This window comes from Streptomyces sp. NPDC005648, from assembly GCF_040605395.1.
GTDB lineage: Bacteria > Actinomycetota > Actinomycetes > Streptomycetales > Streptomycetaceae > Streptomyces.
Genome location: NZ_JBEXCS010000151.1, coordinates 1 through 13632, shown reverse-complemented (window position 1 = coordinate 13632; position 13632 = coordinate 1). Strand labels below are relative to the sequence as shown.

The 13632-nt window shown below is 70.0% G+C and carries 12 protein-coding genes and 1 pseudogene; 8 read left to right on the top strand and 5 right to left on the bottom strand.

Annotation, left to right across the window (positions count from 1 at the left end; translation table 11 throughout):
• Positions 1–77: pseudogene (locus ABZT17_RS43265) on the bottom strand (SAM-dependent methyltransferase); the annotation flags it as partial.
• A 102-nt stretch (positions 78–179) separates the two neighbouring features.
• Here ABZT17_RS43265 and ABZT17_RS43260 point away from each other — a divergent pair.
• Together ABZT17_RS43260 and ABZT17_RS43255 are read left to right on the top strand one after the other, a co-directional pair.
• Positions 180–776 carry a winged helix-turn-helix domain-containing protein gene (locus ABZT17_RS43260; protein ID WP_356357683.1) on the top strand — a complete coding sequence of 199 codons (597 nt, stop codon included), beginning with the start codon at positions 180–182 and terminating at the stop codon, positions 774–776.
• A gap of 13 nt (positions 777–789) precedes the next feature.
• The gene (locus ABZT17_RS43255; protein ID WP_356357682.1) at positions 790–1524 is read left to right on the top strand and encodes an SRPBCC domain-containing protein; all 735 of its coding nucleotides are present in this window, start codon (positions 790–792) and stop codon (positions 1522–1524) included.
• A gap of 12 nt (positions 1525–1536) precedes the next feature.
• Here ABZT17_RS43255 and ABZT17_RS43250 read toward each other — a convergent pair whose 3' ends face one another.
• Positions 1537–3363 carry an endonuclease/exonuclease/phosphatase family protein gene (locus ABZT17_RS43250; protein ID WP_356357681.1) on the bottom strand — a complete coding sequence of 609 codons (1827 nt, stop codon included), beginning with the start codon at positions 3361–3363 and terminating at the stop codon, positions 1537–1539.
• A 307-nt stretch (positions 3364–3670) separates the two neighbouring features.
• Here ABZT17_RS43250 and ABZT17_RS43245 point away from each other — a divergent pair, with 307 nt between their 5' ends.
• The 5 genes from ABZT17_RS43245 to ABZT17_RS43225 all read left to right on the top strand — a co-directional run bounded on the left by ABZT17_RS43245 (position 3671) and on the right by ABZT17_RS43225 (position 9808).
• Positions 3671–5119 carry a hypothetical protein gene (locus ABZT17_RS43245; RefSeq protein WP_356357680.1) on the top strand — a complete coding sequence of 483 codons (1449 nt, stop codon included), beginning with the start codon at positions 3671–3673 and terminating at the stop codon, positions 5117–5119.
• 184 nt (positions 5120–5303) lie between these two features.
• Positions 5304–6749, top strand: a complete 1446-nt coding sequence (locus ABZT17_RS43240; RefSeq protein WP_356357679.1) for an alkaline phosphatase PhoX — start codon at positions 5304–5306, stop codon at positions 6747–6749.
• Between the two features lie 76 nt (positions 6750–6825).
• Positions 6826–8013: an LAGLIDADG family homing endonuclease gene (locus ABZT17_RS43235; RefSeq protein WP_356357678.1), complete on the top strand. Its 1188-nt coding sequence runs from the start codon at positions 6826–6828 to the stop codon at positions 8011–8013.
• Positions 8014–8095: 82 nt separating this feature from the next.
• On the top strand, positions 8096–8746 hold the full coding sequence (locus ABZT17_RS43230; protein WP_356357677.1) for a GntR family transcriptional regulator: 651 nt from the start codon (positions 8096–8098) through the stop codon (positions 8744–8746).
• A gap of 42 nt (positions 8747–8788) precedes the next feature.
• Positions 8789–9808, top strand: a complete 1020-nt coding sequence (locus ABZT17_RS43225; protein WP_356357676.1) for a 1-aminocyclopropane-1-carboxylate deaminase — start codon at positions 8789–8791, stop codon at positions 9806–9808.
• Between the two features lie 71 nt (positions 9809–9879).
• On the opposite strand, the gene ABZT17_RS43220 is transcribed toward ABZT17_RS43225, so the two are convergent.
• On the bottom strand, positions 9880–10005 hold the full coding sequence (locus ABZT17_RS43220) for a hypothetical protein (RefSeq protein ID WP_356357675.1): 126 nt from the start codon (positions 10003–10005) through the stop codon (positions 9880–9882).
• Positions 10006–10009: 4 nt separating this feature from the next.
• Positions 10010–11443: an MFS transporter gene (locus tag ABZT17_RS43215; protein ID WP_356357674.1), complete on the bottom strand. Its 1434-nt coding sequence runs from the start codon at positions 11441–11443 to the stop codon at positions 10010–10012.
• A gap of 181 nt (positions 11444–11624) precedes the next feature.
• On the opposite strand from ABZT17_RS43215, the gene ABZT17_RS43210 reads away from it, so the two are divergent.
• A complete protein-coding gene (locus ABZT17_RS43210; protein ID WP_356357673.1) occupies positions 11625–12203 on the top strand; it encodes a helix-turn-helix domain-containing protein in 579 nt (192 codons plus the stop codon).
• Between the two features lie 51 nt (positions 12204–12254).
• Here ABZT17_RS43210 and ABZT17_RS43205 read toward each other — a convergent pair whose 3' ends face one another.
• A complete protein-coding gene (locus ABZT17_RS43205) occupies positions 12255–13457 on the bottom strand; it encodes a TerD family protein (RefSeq protein ID WP_356357672.1) in 1203 nt (400 codons plus the stop codon).
• Between the last annotated feature and the right edge of the window lie 175 nt (positions 13458–13632).

The following is a 13632-nucleotide window of genomic DNA, read 5'->3' as shown; positions in this document are numbered from 1 at the left end:
GTGGGCAGGCCCGTGCCTATGTCGAGAAACTGCCGTATCCCGGTATCGGTGACCAGGTGGCGCACGGCGCGGCCGAGGGGCTGGTCGTCCAGCCCCTCCGGCGTTTTGCGCCGCGCCGCCCATCAGCCGAAAACTTCCCCCTCCTGGACAAAAAAAGTGTTCGGTGAGAGGGTGGACGCATGCTGGACGTCACCGTGATCGAGGACCCCGAGGCCGCCGCCGTCTCCCTGGACCCCATAAGGGCCCGTCTGCTCGCCGAGCTGGCGGCGGGGCCGGCGTCCGCGGCGATGCTGGCCGGGAAGGTCGGGCTGCCGAGGCAGAAGGTGAACTACCACCTCAAGTCGCTGGAGCAGCACGGCCTGGTCGAGCTCGCGGGCGAGCGCCGCAAGGGCAACATGACCGAGCGGCTGATGCGGGCGACCGCGGCGTCGTACGTCATCTCGCCGCTCGCCCTCGCCTCCGTGCAGCCGGATCCGGACCGCTTCCGGGACCAGCTCTCCGCACGCTGGCTGCTCGCCCTCGGCGCCCGGCTGGTGCGGGACGTCGGCGCGCTGATCACCGGCGCGACCAAGGCCCGCAAGGGACTGGCCACCTACGCCCTGGACGGCGAGGTGCGGTTCGCCTCCGCCGCCGAACGGGCCGCGTTCATCCAGGAGTTGACGGCCGGCGTCACCGCGCTGATCCAGAGGTACGACGCCCCGGACGCCGAGGGCGGCCGGGACCACCGGATCGTCGTCGCGGTCCATCCCACGCTGAAGCAGACCGAGTCGGAATAGCCAGGAGCCCACCATGTCCAAGGAATTCGAGATCATCCGCGAGTTCGAGGTCGATGCCACCCCGGAAGAGGTGTGGGAGGCGATCACCCACGCCAGTGGGGCCTACCTCTGGCCGATGGACCCGCCCGAGCCCCGGGTGGGCGGCAGGGCCGCCTTCGGCTCCACGGTCACCGCCTACGACCCGCCCCACCGCCTCACCGTCCGCAGTGAGGACGTCGGCTTCCCCACCCAGAGCGCCAACCAGCTCGACCACACCATCGAGCCGCGCGACGGGGGCAAGCGGGCCTGGGTGCGCTATGTCCACAGCGGCATCTTCACCGACGACTGGGACAACCAGTACGACGGCGCCGCCAAGCACACCGACTTCTATCTGCACACCCTGGGCCAGTACCTGAAGTACTTCGCGCCCCGGCCCGTCACCTTCGCCCAGCTGCAGGGTGCCGAGGCGTCACAGGCCCCCGACGCCTTCGACGCCGTGGGCCGGGCGCTGGGGCTGGCCGACGCGGCGGAGGGGGCGCGGGTGCGGGCGCGTGGACCGGAGGGCCGGCTCTTCGACGCCGTACTGGACTTCCGCAACCCGTACTTCATCGGGCTGCGCACCGAGGATGCCCTGATCCGCTTCTTCGGCCGCAACCACTGGGGCGCCCCGGTCGGCATCAGCGTCCACGACTTCGCGCCGGACGCCGACGGCCAGGCGAACGAGGCCGCCTGGCAGGGCTGGCTGAACGGCGTGTTCAGCCAGCCCTGATCCCGAGGGGGGCTAAGGGCGGAACCGCAGCACCTGCGGGTCGTGGTCGCTGATCTGGTCGTTGAACTCCGAGTTGATGTGCACGGAGTCGTAGTCGAAGTCGCAGCCGCGACGGATCGACGGGCTGATCAGGATCTGGTCCAGGACCTGCTGGTTGCCCTGGTAGTCGTAGGTGTAGCGCTCGCTCCTGGGCAGCGACTGGATCGCCGACCACAACTCGCCGTCACCCTGGAGGATCTTGGTGGTGTCGGAGAAGTCGAAGTCGTTCATGTCGCCGAGCGCGACAACGTCCGCGTTCTTCTGGACGTCGAGGATGCTCTTGACGAACGCGTTGACCAGCGTCGCCTGCGCGTGACGCTGGATCTCCGAACTGCGCACCACCGGCTGGTACTGCGAGGTCAGGGCCTGGTCGCCGCCCTTGGAGTTGAGGTGGTTGGCGATCACGAAGACCGTGCGGCCACGGAAGACGAACTCGCCGGCCAGCGGCTTGCGGCTGGACTTCCAGGCGTCGTTCGCCGGGTCGATCCGGCCGGGCGAGGCGGTCAGCTGCGCCTTGCCGTGCACCTTGGTGACACCGACCGCGGTGGTCGAGTCGCCGCCCGCGCGGTCCACGAAGGAGACCCGCTCCGGGTTGAAGAGGAACACCTGGCGGATGTTGCCGCCGGGCTCGCCGCCGTCCTGGTCGTTGACCGGGTTGATCGAGCGCCAGTCGTACTTCGGGCCGCCCGCCGCGACGATCGCGTCGATCAGCTTGGTGACCGTGGTGCTCGCGTCCACGACACCGTCGTCCGTGGCACCGTCGTTGTCCTGGATCTCCTCCAGGGACACGATGTCGGGCGACTGCAGGTTGTTCACGATCGCGGCGGCGTGCGCGTCGAAGGTCTTGTCGGACGGGTCGAGGTTCTCGACGTTGTACGTCGCCACCGCCAGCTCGCCGCGCGCCTGCTTGCGGGTCGTCTCGCGCTGCAGACCACCGCTCTGCAGCGTGCCGAGCCGGCCCGCGACCAGCGTGTAGCCGCCGAACTGGTTGTAGTCCAGCGGACCGGTGGTGGTGCCGGTCAGGGTGTCGCCGACGTTCGCCACCGGGAAGTCGGCGGTCGCGCCCAGCGACTGGATCTGCAGCCGGCCGGTGTTCTGGTCGTCGTAGGAGGCGTACAGGGTGCCGCCGCGACGGGTGCGGTTCTCGCGCGGCTTCACCGTGACCCACAGCTCGCTGTAGGGGTCGGTCGCGGTGACCACACGGGCGTCGGCGACCTGGACGTTCATGCCCTCCAGGGACTCGTAGTAGTCCAGGGCGTACTTCGACGGGTCCAGGGTCAGACCGTTGATCGAGTTGCCCGCGGTCGGGTCGCCCGCCGGGGTGTACTCGCTCGGCACCGACTTCGCGTCGATCACGACCGGGGCCGGGACCGCGTTGCCGGTGGAGACGGTGGTGACCGTCGGCTTGGTGATCTCGGTCAGCGACTGGTTGCCGGTCGAGGCCCCGCCCGGGACGTACTCCGAGACCGTGCCGGAGACGGTGACGGAGTCTCCGACGGCGACCTTGGGGGTGGAGCTGGTGAAGACGAAGACGCCCTCACTGGTGGCCGGGTTGTCGTCCGGGGTCGGATCCTGCAGCCAGAAACCTCTGGAGGAGCCGTAGGTGCGCGTGGCGGTGACGATGCCCGGCACGTCGGCGACCTTCTGGCCGGCGTACGGGGATATACGGGTCGTGCCCTGGATGTCATGGATGCGCACCGAGTCGGCGTGCGCGGGAGAGGTCAGGGCGACGGCCGACGCCGCGGAACAGACGGCGGCGACGGTGAGCGCGGCGAGACGCGCGGACTTCTTGCTCGGCAACGTGATCCCTCCGGGGACTTGCGTGGGCGCCGGGACAGGAGTGGTGCTGGGGACCTTCGGGAGCCGCTTGACCGGTGGGGCGGTGGCGACGCGCGTAGAACATACAGTGGTCATGTATCCGACAGATTTCTACGCGCGTCAATCTCCTGCCTGGTCAGGCCAGTTGTCAAGGTTTCGGCCATGTACGGACCCTGTCCGGGAGATGAACCGGGCGGCATGGGGCGAAATCCGTCTAGGCTGAGCGATTGAGCCGTACGTCGTCCACGTGGTCGTACGGCAGTCAAGGCGTCCGAGGAGAACCCAGCCGATGTCAGACAGCTCCCCCCTGCCGCCGGTGCGGCTGCACCCCGAGACGGAGCTGGCGCGGGACGCGCTGTCCACGCCCCTGCTGTCCCGCGCCGCGCGGCTCGCCCGCTGGGCCGGACCACAGACGCGGGTGGACGCCGGGGGCGGGCTCGTCGAGGAGCAGCTGCCGGCCGCCGTCGAGGTCCTGGGGCTGACCGGCGAGGACGCGGAGGCCTGGGCGGGTGAGGCATGGCGGGTCGCCGTGGACACCGGGCTGGTCGAGATCGAGGACCCGGAGGAGGGCGACGAGGGGACCGTCACGGCCGGGGAGGAGCTGGAGCTGCTCACCGCCGGCTCCCCGCACGACGTGCTCGCCGTGTGGCAGGGCGCGCTGGAGACGGTCCTGGCCGACGCGAGCGTGCCGGACATCGAGGGACTGGACCAGGCGCTCGCCGCGGCCGGCGGAGCCGAGGGCGGGGTGGACTTCTCGCAGCTGCGCTGGGACCCGGAGGCCGAGGCCGAGTTCCTCGACGGCGTCCTCGGCAACCTGTATCTGCTGACGGTCACCGAGGACGGCCCCGGCGACTCGCCCGTGCCCCTTCCCGCGCTGGCCGCGTCGATGATCGTGCCCTCCGACATGGGGGAGCCCACCAACGACGTCCTGGAGCAGGTCTCCGACGCGATGATGAAGCTGGACGACCAGTTCCGGCTGCTGGAGCCGGTGGGACTCGTCGAGTACCAGCCGGTCGACGAGGCGCTGATGGCCGACACCGACGAGGAGCCCGCGGCGCCGGTCGACGACACCGACGTCTCGCGCTACGGCATGGTGCGGCTGACACCGCTCGGTCTGTACGGGCTGCGGGCACGGCTGTTGGAGGCCGGGATCACCGCGCCGGCCGTCGGTGACCTCGCCGACAAGGGGGCCGACGCACTGCTCGACGGGACGGCGGCCTTCCCGCAGGGCGCCGCGCGGGCGGAGACCGAGCAGTGGCTGGCGCGGCGCGAACCGCTCGCGGCGGCCCGGGAGTTGCTCGCCGCGGCGCGGGGCCAGGACACGGGAGCGCCGCTGCGCCGGCTGCGCTGCCAGCAGGCCCTCTCCCTGGTCGGCCCGGACGCCGAACCCGCCCTGCGGGAGGTGCTGGACGACGCCGAACTGGGTGGGCTGGCCCGGGTGTGGCTGGCCGAGCGCGGCGCCGCCGACGTCCCCGCCCCGTCCGAGGCGATGATCTTCTGGCTGACCATCGACACGATCGCCGCCCAACTGGCCGCCGAGGGCAACTCCGAGGAACTGCGGTCGCTGGTACAGGGCCTGGCCGCCCAGCACGGCGGTTTCTTCGCCGCGGCCTGGCGGGTCGACCACCCGGCCACGGCGGACGTCCTGGAGGCGATGGGGCGGCTGCACCCGGACAAGCGGGTGGCGAAGGAAGCTCGGAAGGCGGCATTCAAGGCGCGGTCCCAGCAAGGGAACTAGAGCCGCGGCAGGGGTGTCGGCGGCACGGGGATTTTTGAATCCCGTGGTGGTGTGCGTACGGATTCATGGAACTGCGCCCCCTGCCGTCGCCCGGTGTTCAACCCCCGTTCAGACGTGGGCGGGACGGTGGCGCCGACCCGAGGTCGCCACCCTCCACGGCACACCCACCGTCACAGGAGACACCATGTCGCTCACCCGCAGGGACTTCGCCAGAAAATCCGCGCTCACCGGTGCCGGGGTCGCGCTGGCGGGCAGCGTCGGCGCCCTCGCCACCGCCCCGAACGCCCTCGCGTCCACGGAGACCGAGGAGAGCGCGGGGGAGGAGTCGGCGCACGGACACGGCGGCGTCGGCTACGGACCGCTGATCTCCGACCCGAACGGCATCCTCGCCCTCCCGGCCGGCTTCAAGTACCGGATCATCACCTACAGCGGCAGAACCAAGCTGGAGTCGGGCGAGTTCACCCCCTCCAACCACGACGGCACCTCCACCTTCGACGGCCCGCGCGGCACGACCCTGCTGGTCAACAACCACGAGCTCAAGGGCCCGCGGTCGAACTGGAAGTACCCCGTCCCGCTCACCGAGGGCCTGGTCTACGACCCCGCCGCCTCCGGTGGCTGCACGGTCGTCGAGGTCCGCCGTGACCATGTCGCCGAGTGGGTCGGCATCGCCGGCACCTCCACCAACTGCGCGGGCGGCAACACTCCTTGGGGCACCTGGCTCACCTGCGAGGAGACCGAGGACAAGGCCGGCCAGAACGGCATGACCAAGGACCACGGCTATGTCTTCGAGGTCGACCCCGCCGACGGCCGGGCCAACCGGAACCCCAAGCCCGTCAAGGCGCTGGGGCGTTACGCCCACGAAGCCGTCGTCGTCGACCCCAGGCGCGGCCACCTCTACCTCACCGAGGACGCCGCCGGCCCCAACGGCCTCCTCTACCGCTGGACCCCGCCGGCCGGTTTCCACCACGGCCGCGGCAGGCTGCGCACCCTCGCCGACGACGCCGGTGTCCTCGAGGCCTTCAAGTGCTTCGACTCCGGCGGCCGGTTCGTCGACGACCTCTCCCGCGCGACCAGGATCGGCACGGTCTACGGCGTCGACTGGGTGACCGTCCCCGACCGCGACGCCAGGACCACCTCGGTCCGCAAGCAGTTCACCGAAGGACAGGTCACCCGCGCCCGCAAGCTGGAGGGCATGTGGTGGGGCGACGGCGGCGCCTACATCGTCTCCTCGTACGCCCGTGACGAGAGCCCCGTCCAGCACGACGGCGCGGTCTGGTTCTACGACCCGGGGCGCCGCACCCTCACCCTCAAGGTGCTGATCGGCGTCAACCCGGACCCCTCCGCGGAAGGCCACTTCGACGGCCCGGACAACATCACCGTCTCCCCGTACGGCGGTCTGGTCATCGCCGAGGACGGCGAGGGCCTGCAGCACCTCTTCGGCGCCACCGACAGCGGCCGCACCTACCCGATCGCCCGCAACGAACTCAACAACGGCACCGAAGAGAAGCCCGAGTACAGCGAGTTCACCGGAGTGACCTTCTCGCCCGACGGCCACACCCTCTTCGCCAACATCCAGGAGCCGGGCATCATGCTCGCCATCACGGGGCCCTGGAAGCGGCAGCGACGTTAGAACGTGAGGTCACTCGTACGGGTGGGGCTTGTTTGATTCGGTGATTGGCTCGCGATGCTGGACATATGGTTTCCGTATGTCCAGCTCGTATAAGCTCCACGGCGCTTCTACCTGGAAATGCCTGGCCGAAGGAACCCTCGTCTGGCTCCCGGACGGTACGGTGGCTCCCGTAGAGGATGTCGTAGTCGCGAGACTCGCTGTCCTCGCGTATGACGAGGAGTGGGATCTCCGCGAAGCCAGGCCCGGGCGCCCCTACCCGCCGAGAAACAGCAATGTCGGCACCTTGGCGGTCACTCGCCCGGTTCGCTGGATCGACGGTGGCGTGCAGCCAGTGTTCGCCGTGCACTTCGCATCGGGCCGCGTCATCGAAGCAACAGCCAACCACCGGTGGGCTGTTCGAAGCCGCGAGGGCTCACGACGTCCGACCTGGAAGCCGACTGCCCTGCTGGCACCGGGATACGCTGCTCCTGCGCCGCTTACGGCTGGCTTCTTCGGCACGCTCGGTGACGAGTGGGATGGCTGGTTCGTCGGGTCGATGCTCGGTGACGGCAACATGACCGGCCGTACTCCGACTTGGGTTGGACACGAAGATGGAACCCTTCGACAGATTCGCGAATACGCGGCCAAGCACGGATGCCGGGCCAATGTGGAAGACAACGGCACGTGGCTGCGGGTGCGCCTTGTGGATCCTGAGTGGCATTGCAACGCGCTACGTGACCTGCTGATTGAGCATCAGGTGTGGGGGCTCAAGGGTGAGGGGAAAAGGGCGGCCAATCTGCCTTACAGCCGTGAATTTATTTGCGGGCTGATCGCGGGATTGATCGACAGCGACGGCTCGGTGGAAGCGCGCCAGGTTGAATTCGCCAACATTTCGGAGAGTCTCGTCCGTCAGCTTGGGGATGCCTTACTGCGGCTTGGCGTCCAGAGCAGTATCGGCAGTAAGAGGAACAACCAGAGTGATATGCCCTTGTGGAGGCTTCGAGTGGCCGATGGCCGCTCTGTGACACGGCTGAGCGAACTGGTGCTGCTTCGGGCAGAGCACAAGGCGGCAGCACTGGCCTCCTTGGCTGCGCGCAACCGTGCCTCTCGCCGTTCAGCGGCCGGTCGTCGCGGTTATGCGGAATCCATCATGTGGGATCGAGTAACTGCAATTGTCCCGGCCGGAGTGAAAAAGACCTACGGTGTGGACGTTCCGCCCTCTCGTCTGTGGGTCGCGAACGGCGTCGTGACCGGAATGTGCATAGCTCCGCCGGGGGGACCGTAGCTGTCGGGTGCAACCGTTGTCGGCTCTCTGGTACAGGTCAGGGACTTGTCCGCCCGGCATTTGACATCTAACATTTCAGTTCGTGGCCATACGACCCGTCCAGCGCACGCTCCTCAGGGACCGCGCCTACGAAGCCATCCGGGACGCCATCGTGGCCGGGGAGATCGAGCCCGGCGCCATCGTCCGGGACGCCGAGCTGGCCGAACGGCTCGGGCTGTCCCGCGCTCCGGTGCGCGAGGCCTTCTCCCGTCTGGTCGACGAGGGCCTGCTGGAGAGCAAACCGCAGAGCTACACCCGGGTGACGCCTCTGGTCACCGCCGACGTCCGGGACGCCGCGGCCGTGGTCGGTGCCATGCACGAGCTCGCCACCCGCACCGCCGTGCCCCGGCTCTTCGCCGCCGACGTCCAGGCGATGCGCACGGCCAACGAACGGTTCGCGGCGGCCGTCGGTGCCGGTGACGTGGACGGAGCCCTGCGCGCGGACGACGCCCTCCACGACGTCCTGGTCCGGGTCGCCGCCAACCACGCGGCCGCCGCCACCATCACCCGCTACACCCCGCTCATCCGCCGCCTGGAGCGCCGCCGCTTCGGCGAGAGCAGCTGCCGCTCGGCGGGCCTGCACGACCAGCTGATCGAGGCCTGCGCGTCCGGTGACGCGGAGACGGCGGTGACGGTCACCGCGGAGATCTGGCGAAGCCTCGCCGACATGGTCGACCTGACACCCGACGACTGACCCCGCTCTCCCCCAGCCCCGTCCCGGGAGGACCCCATGGCCATGTCCCTTTCTTCCCACGACCGTTACCCCCTCCTCTTCGGGCCGTCCCCGGTCCATCCCCTGGACCGCCTCACCGCCCATCTGGGCGGCGCCTCCCTGTGGGCCAAGCGCGAGGACTGCAACTCCGGTATCGCCTATGGCGGCAACAAGACCCGCAAGCTGGAGTACCTGGTCGCGGACGCCCTCGCGCAGGGCTGCGACACCCTGGTCTCGATCGGTGGCGTCCAGTCCAACCACACCCGCCAGGTGGCCGCCGTCGCCGCCCGCGCGGGCCTCAAGTGCGTGCTGATCCAGGAGAGTTGGGTCGACTGGCCGGACGCGGTCTACGACAAGGTCGGCAACATCCTCCTCAGCCGCCTCGCCGGAGCGGACGTCCGTCTGGTGAAGGCCGGCTTCGGCATCGGCTTCAAGGAGAGCTGGGAGCAGGCCCTGAGGGAGGTGGAGGAGTCCGGCGGAAAGCCGTACGCCATCCCCGCGGGCGCCTCCGACCACCCGCTCGGCGGGCTGGGCTTCGCCGGCTGGGCCCACGAAGTCGCCGAACAGGAGCGCGAGTTGGGTGTCTTCTTCGACACGGTGGTCGTCTGCTCGGTGACCGGTTCCACCCAGGCCGGCATGGTCGCGGGCTTCGCCGCCCTGGAGGAGGCGGGCGGCCGGCCCCGCCGGGTCCTCGGCGTCGACGCCTCGGCCAAGCCCGCGGCGACGAAGGCGCAGATCGCGCGGATCGCCGACAAAACCGGCCGGCTCATCGGCGTCAAGCGGGAGTTGACCGAGACGGACGTGGAGCTGGACGAGCGGTACCACGCGGGAACGTACGGCATTCCGGACGAGACGACCCTGGCCGCGATGCGCCTCGCGGCCCGCACCGAGGGCATGGTCACGGACCCGGTCTACGAGGGCAAGTCGATGGCGGGAATGATCGACCTGGTCGCCCGGGGCGAGATCCCCCGGGACTCCACGGTCCTCTACGCCCATCTGGGCGGCCAGCCCGCCCTGAACGCGTACAGCGCGCTGTTCCAGTGACCGCCCGCCCGGCACCTCCGGTTCGGCCCCGCGGGTGCCGGCTCACCTCGCGTGCGGGGTGTGCCGTCCTCTTAGAGGATCACCGTGTCGCGGACTGTCCGCTCCACGGCCTCCCGGCCCTCGGCCGGGGCGCCGCTGCCGATGAACACGGCGTCGGCGAACAACGCGCCGACGCCGGCGAAGTCCCCGGTGTCCACTGCGCTACGTCGTCCTCCCGCGGCGGCCGGTGATCACGAACACCGACACCAGCAGGGCGGTGAGCGCGATCAGTGCTCCGGCGCCGAAGGCGCGTGCCGCGCCATGGGTGAGGATCTCGGCCGGGGTGCCGGACGCGTGCCGGGTCGCCGTGCCGAAGACCGTGACCAGGACGGAGAGTCCGAGTGTGCCGCCGAGCCACTGGAGGGTCTGCAACAGACCGGAGGCGGCACCGGCCTCCTGCGGGCGGATCTTCGCGAGGATCGTGGCGTTCAGCGGCATCAGGCTCAGGCCGACGCCGGCGCCCACCAGCAGGAGAGGACCCAGCAGGCCGGTCAGGTAGCCGTCGTCGGCCCGCAGCCGCCAGAGCCACACGGAGGCCGCGACGAGCAGGGTCATGCCCGTCACCATCACCGGCTTGGCGCCGAAGCGTGGCAGCAGCCGCGGTACCAGGCGCACGGTCGTGAACAGCACCACCGTCATCGGCAGGAAGGCGAAGCCGGCCCGCAACGGGCTGTATTCCAGGACCTGTTGGCTGATCAGGGTGAGGAAGTAGAACGCGCCGAACATACCGGCCGGCAGCAGCAGGACACCCGCGTAGCCGCCCGCGCGGTCGCGGTCGGCGAAGAGACGGAGCGGCATGATCGGCTGCTCGGCCCGGGACTCGACCAGCGCGAAGCCGACGAGCAGCGCGACGGCCGTACTGAACCCGACCATCGCCTGGGTGTCGCCCCAGCCCCGCTCGGAGACCCGGATGAACGCGTACACCAGCGAGGTCATCCCGGCGGTGCCGGTGAGCGCCCCGGCCGCGTCGAACCGGCCCGCGTGGCGCGGGGTCTCGGTGACGAAGCGGGGCAGCGCGAGGGCCACCGTGACACCGATCGGGACGTTGATCAGCAGGGCCCACCGCCAGGACGCCCAGGAGGTGAGCATGCCGCCGAGCACCAGGCCGATGGAGGCTCCGATTCCGGCCATGGAGGTGTAGATGCCCAGGGCGTGGTGGCGGCGCGGGCCCTCGGGGAAGTTGGTGGTGATCAGGGCGAGGGTGCTGGGAGCGATGAGGGCCGCGCCCGCGCCCTGCAGTGCGCGGGCGGCGAGCAGCCAGGCGCCGGCGGCGGCGAGACCGCCCAGCAGGGAGGAGGCGGCGAAGAGCAGCACCCCGGTGGCCAGGGTCCGGCGGCGGCCGACGATGTCGCCGATCCGCCCGCCGAGCAGCAGCAGACCGCCGAAGGCGAGTGTGTAGGCGTTGAGGACCCAGGACAGCCCGGTGCGGCTGAAGCCGAGGTCCTGCTGTATGTCGGGCAGCGCGACATTGACGACCGTGGAGTCGACGCCGACCATCAGGTAGGCGGTGACGATGACGAAGAGGACGGTGCCGAGCCTGGCGGGGTGCTGGGGTGCCAAGGGCGTTTCGGTCGTGGTTCCGGACGGGCTGGACATGGACTTCTCCCGTTTCGAAGCCCCGGGACGGATGTGCGCGGGCAGCACAAAGCAAGGGAACACTGGAATGAGGGCAGGTCAGGGTGGCCCGCGGAGATAACCGGGGACTGTCTCCGTTTAACTCTCGTTAAGATACGGAGAGGGTCCCCGGTTCGCAAGGAGTATCTGAAGGAGTGTCTGGATGACGCAGGTCAAGCCCATGCGCGCGGACGCTCGGCGCAACTACGAGCGACTGCTGAAGGTCGCCGCGGAGGCCTTCGCCGAACATGGGGAGGGCGCCTCGCTCGACGACATCGCCAAGCGCGCGGGGGTCGGCTCCGGCACGCTGTACCGGCACTTCCCGACCCGGCAGGCGCTGCTCGAAGCGGTCTACGTCGACACCATCGAGGCCCTCGGCGACCGTGCCGACGAACTCGCGAAGGAGCTGCCGCCGGGCGAGGCGCTGGCGGAGTGGCTGTACGAGCTGTGCATCCGCACGATCGAGGTCCGCGGGCTCAAGGCCCTGCTGGGTTCGGCCGTCACGGACGGGAGCAACGCGGCGCTCACGGCCTGCGGGACCCATATGAAGGGGGCGGCGGAGCGATTGGTCGTGGCGGCTCAGCGGGAGGGCACACTGCGGCCGGACATCGAGTCCATCGAGGTGCTGAGGCTGGCCCACGGGGTGTCCCAGGCCGCGGAGTTGGCGAGCGGAGGGACACGGCACCTGCGCCGCTATCTGTCGCTGCTGACCGAGGGGCTGCGGTCGGCCGGCGAGGGGTGAACGCCGGGCGCCCCCTCTGCGCGGGGGCGCCCGTGGCTGTCGCAGGACTCCTTACAGTGCCTGGGCGGCCGGCTTGACCATGTTCCGGACCGTGCGTGCCTTCACGAAGTCGCCCATCGCCGTCATCTCCCACTCACCGGAGAACTGGCGGATCAGCTTGGCCATCATCACGCCCGTCTGCGCCTCGGCGCCGGTGAGGTCGAAGCGGACCAGCTCCTCGCCGGACGCGGCGTCCAGGAGACGGCAGTAGGCCTTGGCGACCTCGGTGAACTTCTGGCCGGAGAAGGAGTTGACCGTGAAGACGAGCCCGGTGACCTCCTGCGGGATACGGCCGAGGTCGACCACGATCACCTCGTCGTCGCCTCCGCCCTCACCCGTCAGGTTGTCGCCGGAGTGCTTGATCGCGCCGTTGAGGATCGTGAGCTTGCCGAAGTAGCAGCTGTCGATGTGGTTGCGCTGGGGCCCGTAGGCGATGACCGACGCGTCGAGGTCGATGTCCTTGCCGCGGAAGGCGGGCTCCCAGCCGAGGCCCATCTTGACCTGGGAGAGCAGCGGGCGGCCGCCCTTGACGAGGGACACCGTCTGGTTCTTCTGGAGGCTGACCCGGCCCTTGTCGAGGTTGATCTTCCCGGCGCCCGGGGCGGGAGCCGCGGGGGCGGGCGGGGCGGCCGGGGGAGGCGGAGTGGCGGACATCGCCGGCGCGGGCGGCGCCACCGGGGCCTGGAGGGTCGGCGCGGGCGGGGCGACCGCTGCCGGGGCCGGCTCCTCCACGGTGACACCGAAGTCGGTCGCGATGCCCGCGAGGCCGTTGGCGTATCCCTGGCCGACCGCGCGTGCCTTCCAGGCGCCGCCCCGCAGATAGATCTCCACGATCACCAGCGCCGTCTCGGTGCCCAGCTGCGGGGGTGTGAAGGTGGCGATGACGCCGTGGTCGTCCGCTCCCCGGATCGTGGCCGTCGGCTCGATGCCCTGGAAGGTCTGGCCCGCCGCGTCCGGGCTGGCGGTGACCACGATCTTCTCGATGCCCGGGGGGAGGGCGGCGGTATCGACGACGATCGCGTCCGGCGCCGTACCACCGCCCGACCGGTGGGTCACGCCCGGTCCCGTCGGCTGGTTGTAGAAGATGAAGTCGTCGTCGGAGCGCACCTTGCCGTCGCCCGTGAGCAGCAGGCCCGAAACGTCGAGCCGCACCGGGGCGGCGACGTCCACCACGACGCGCGCGGTGGGGAGAGGGATGTTCGAGCCAGGGGTCATAGCTGTCATGCCGGGTCAACGAACGACGTCGCTTTACCGTTCCCTTAAACTTCCTCTTACCCTCCCCGGACGCCCCGCCTCTAGATGATCGATTCCAAGGGGTGCCCGTAGAGACGTGAACGAGGGTGTCCAAGATCGTTGTGTGACGAACAACCTGGACACCCTCGCGACCGCA

What these genes read in the sequence shown, in the direction of transcription:
- ABZT17_RS43260 (WP_356357683.1), top strand. Translation starts at nt 180, where the DNA reads ATGCTGGACGTCACCGTGATCGAGGACCCCGAGGCCGCCGCCGTCTCC.
- ABZT17_RS43255 (WP_356357682.1), top strand. Translation starts at nt 790, where the DNA reads ATGTCCAAGGAATTCGAGATCATCCGCGAGTTCGAGGTCGATGCCACC.
- ABZT17_RS43245 (WP_356357680.1), top strand. Translation starts at nt 3,671, where the DNA reads ATGTCAGACAGCTCCCCCCTGCCGCCGGTGCGGCTGCACCCCGAGACG.
- ABZT17_RS43240 (WP_356357679.1), top strand. Translation starts at nt 5,304, where the DNA reads ATGTCGCTCACCCGCAGGGACTTCGCCAGAAAATCCGCGCTCACCGGT.
- ABZT17_RS43235 (WP_356357678.1), top strand. Translation starts at nt 6,826, where the DNA reads ATGTCCAGCTCGTATAAGCTCCACGGCGCTTCTACCTGGAAATGCCTG.
- ABZT17_RS43225 (WP_356357676.1), top strand. Translation starts at nt 8,789, where the DNA reads ATGTCCCTTTCTTCCCACGACCGTTACCCCCTCCTCTTCGGGCCGTCC.
- ABZT17_RS43215 (WP_356357674.1), bottom strand. Translation starts at nt 11,443, where the DNA reads ATGTCCAGCCCGTCCGGAACCACGACCGAAACGCCCTTGGCACCCCAG.
- ABZT17_RS43210 (WP_356357673.1), top strand. Translation starts at nt 11,625, where the DNA reads ATGACGCAGGTCAAGCCCATGCGCGCGGACGCTCGGCGCAACTACGAG.
- ABZT17_RS43205 (WP_356357672.1), bottom strand. Translation starts at nt 13,457, where the DNA reads ATGACCCCTGGCTCGAACATCCCTCTCCCCACCGCGCGCGTCGTGGTG.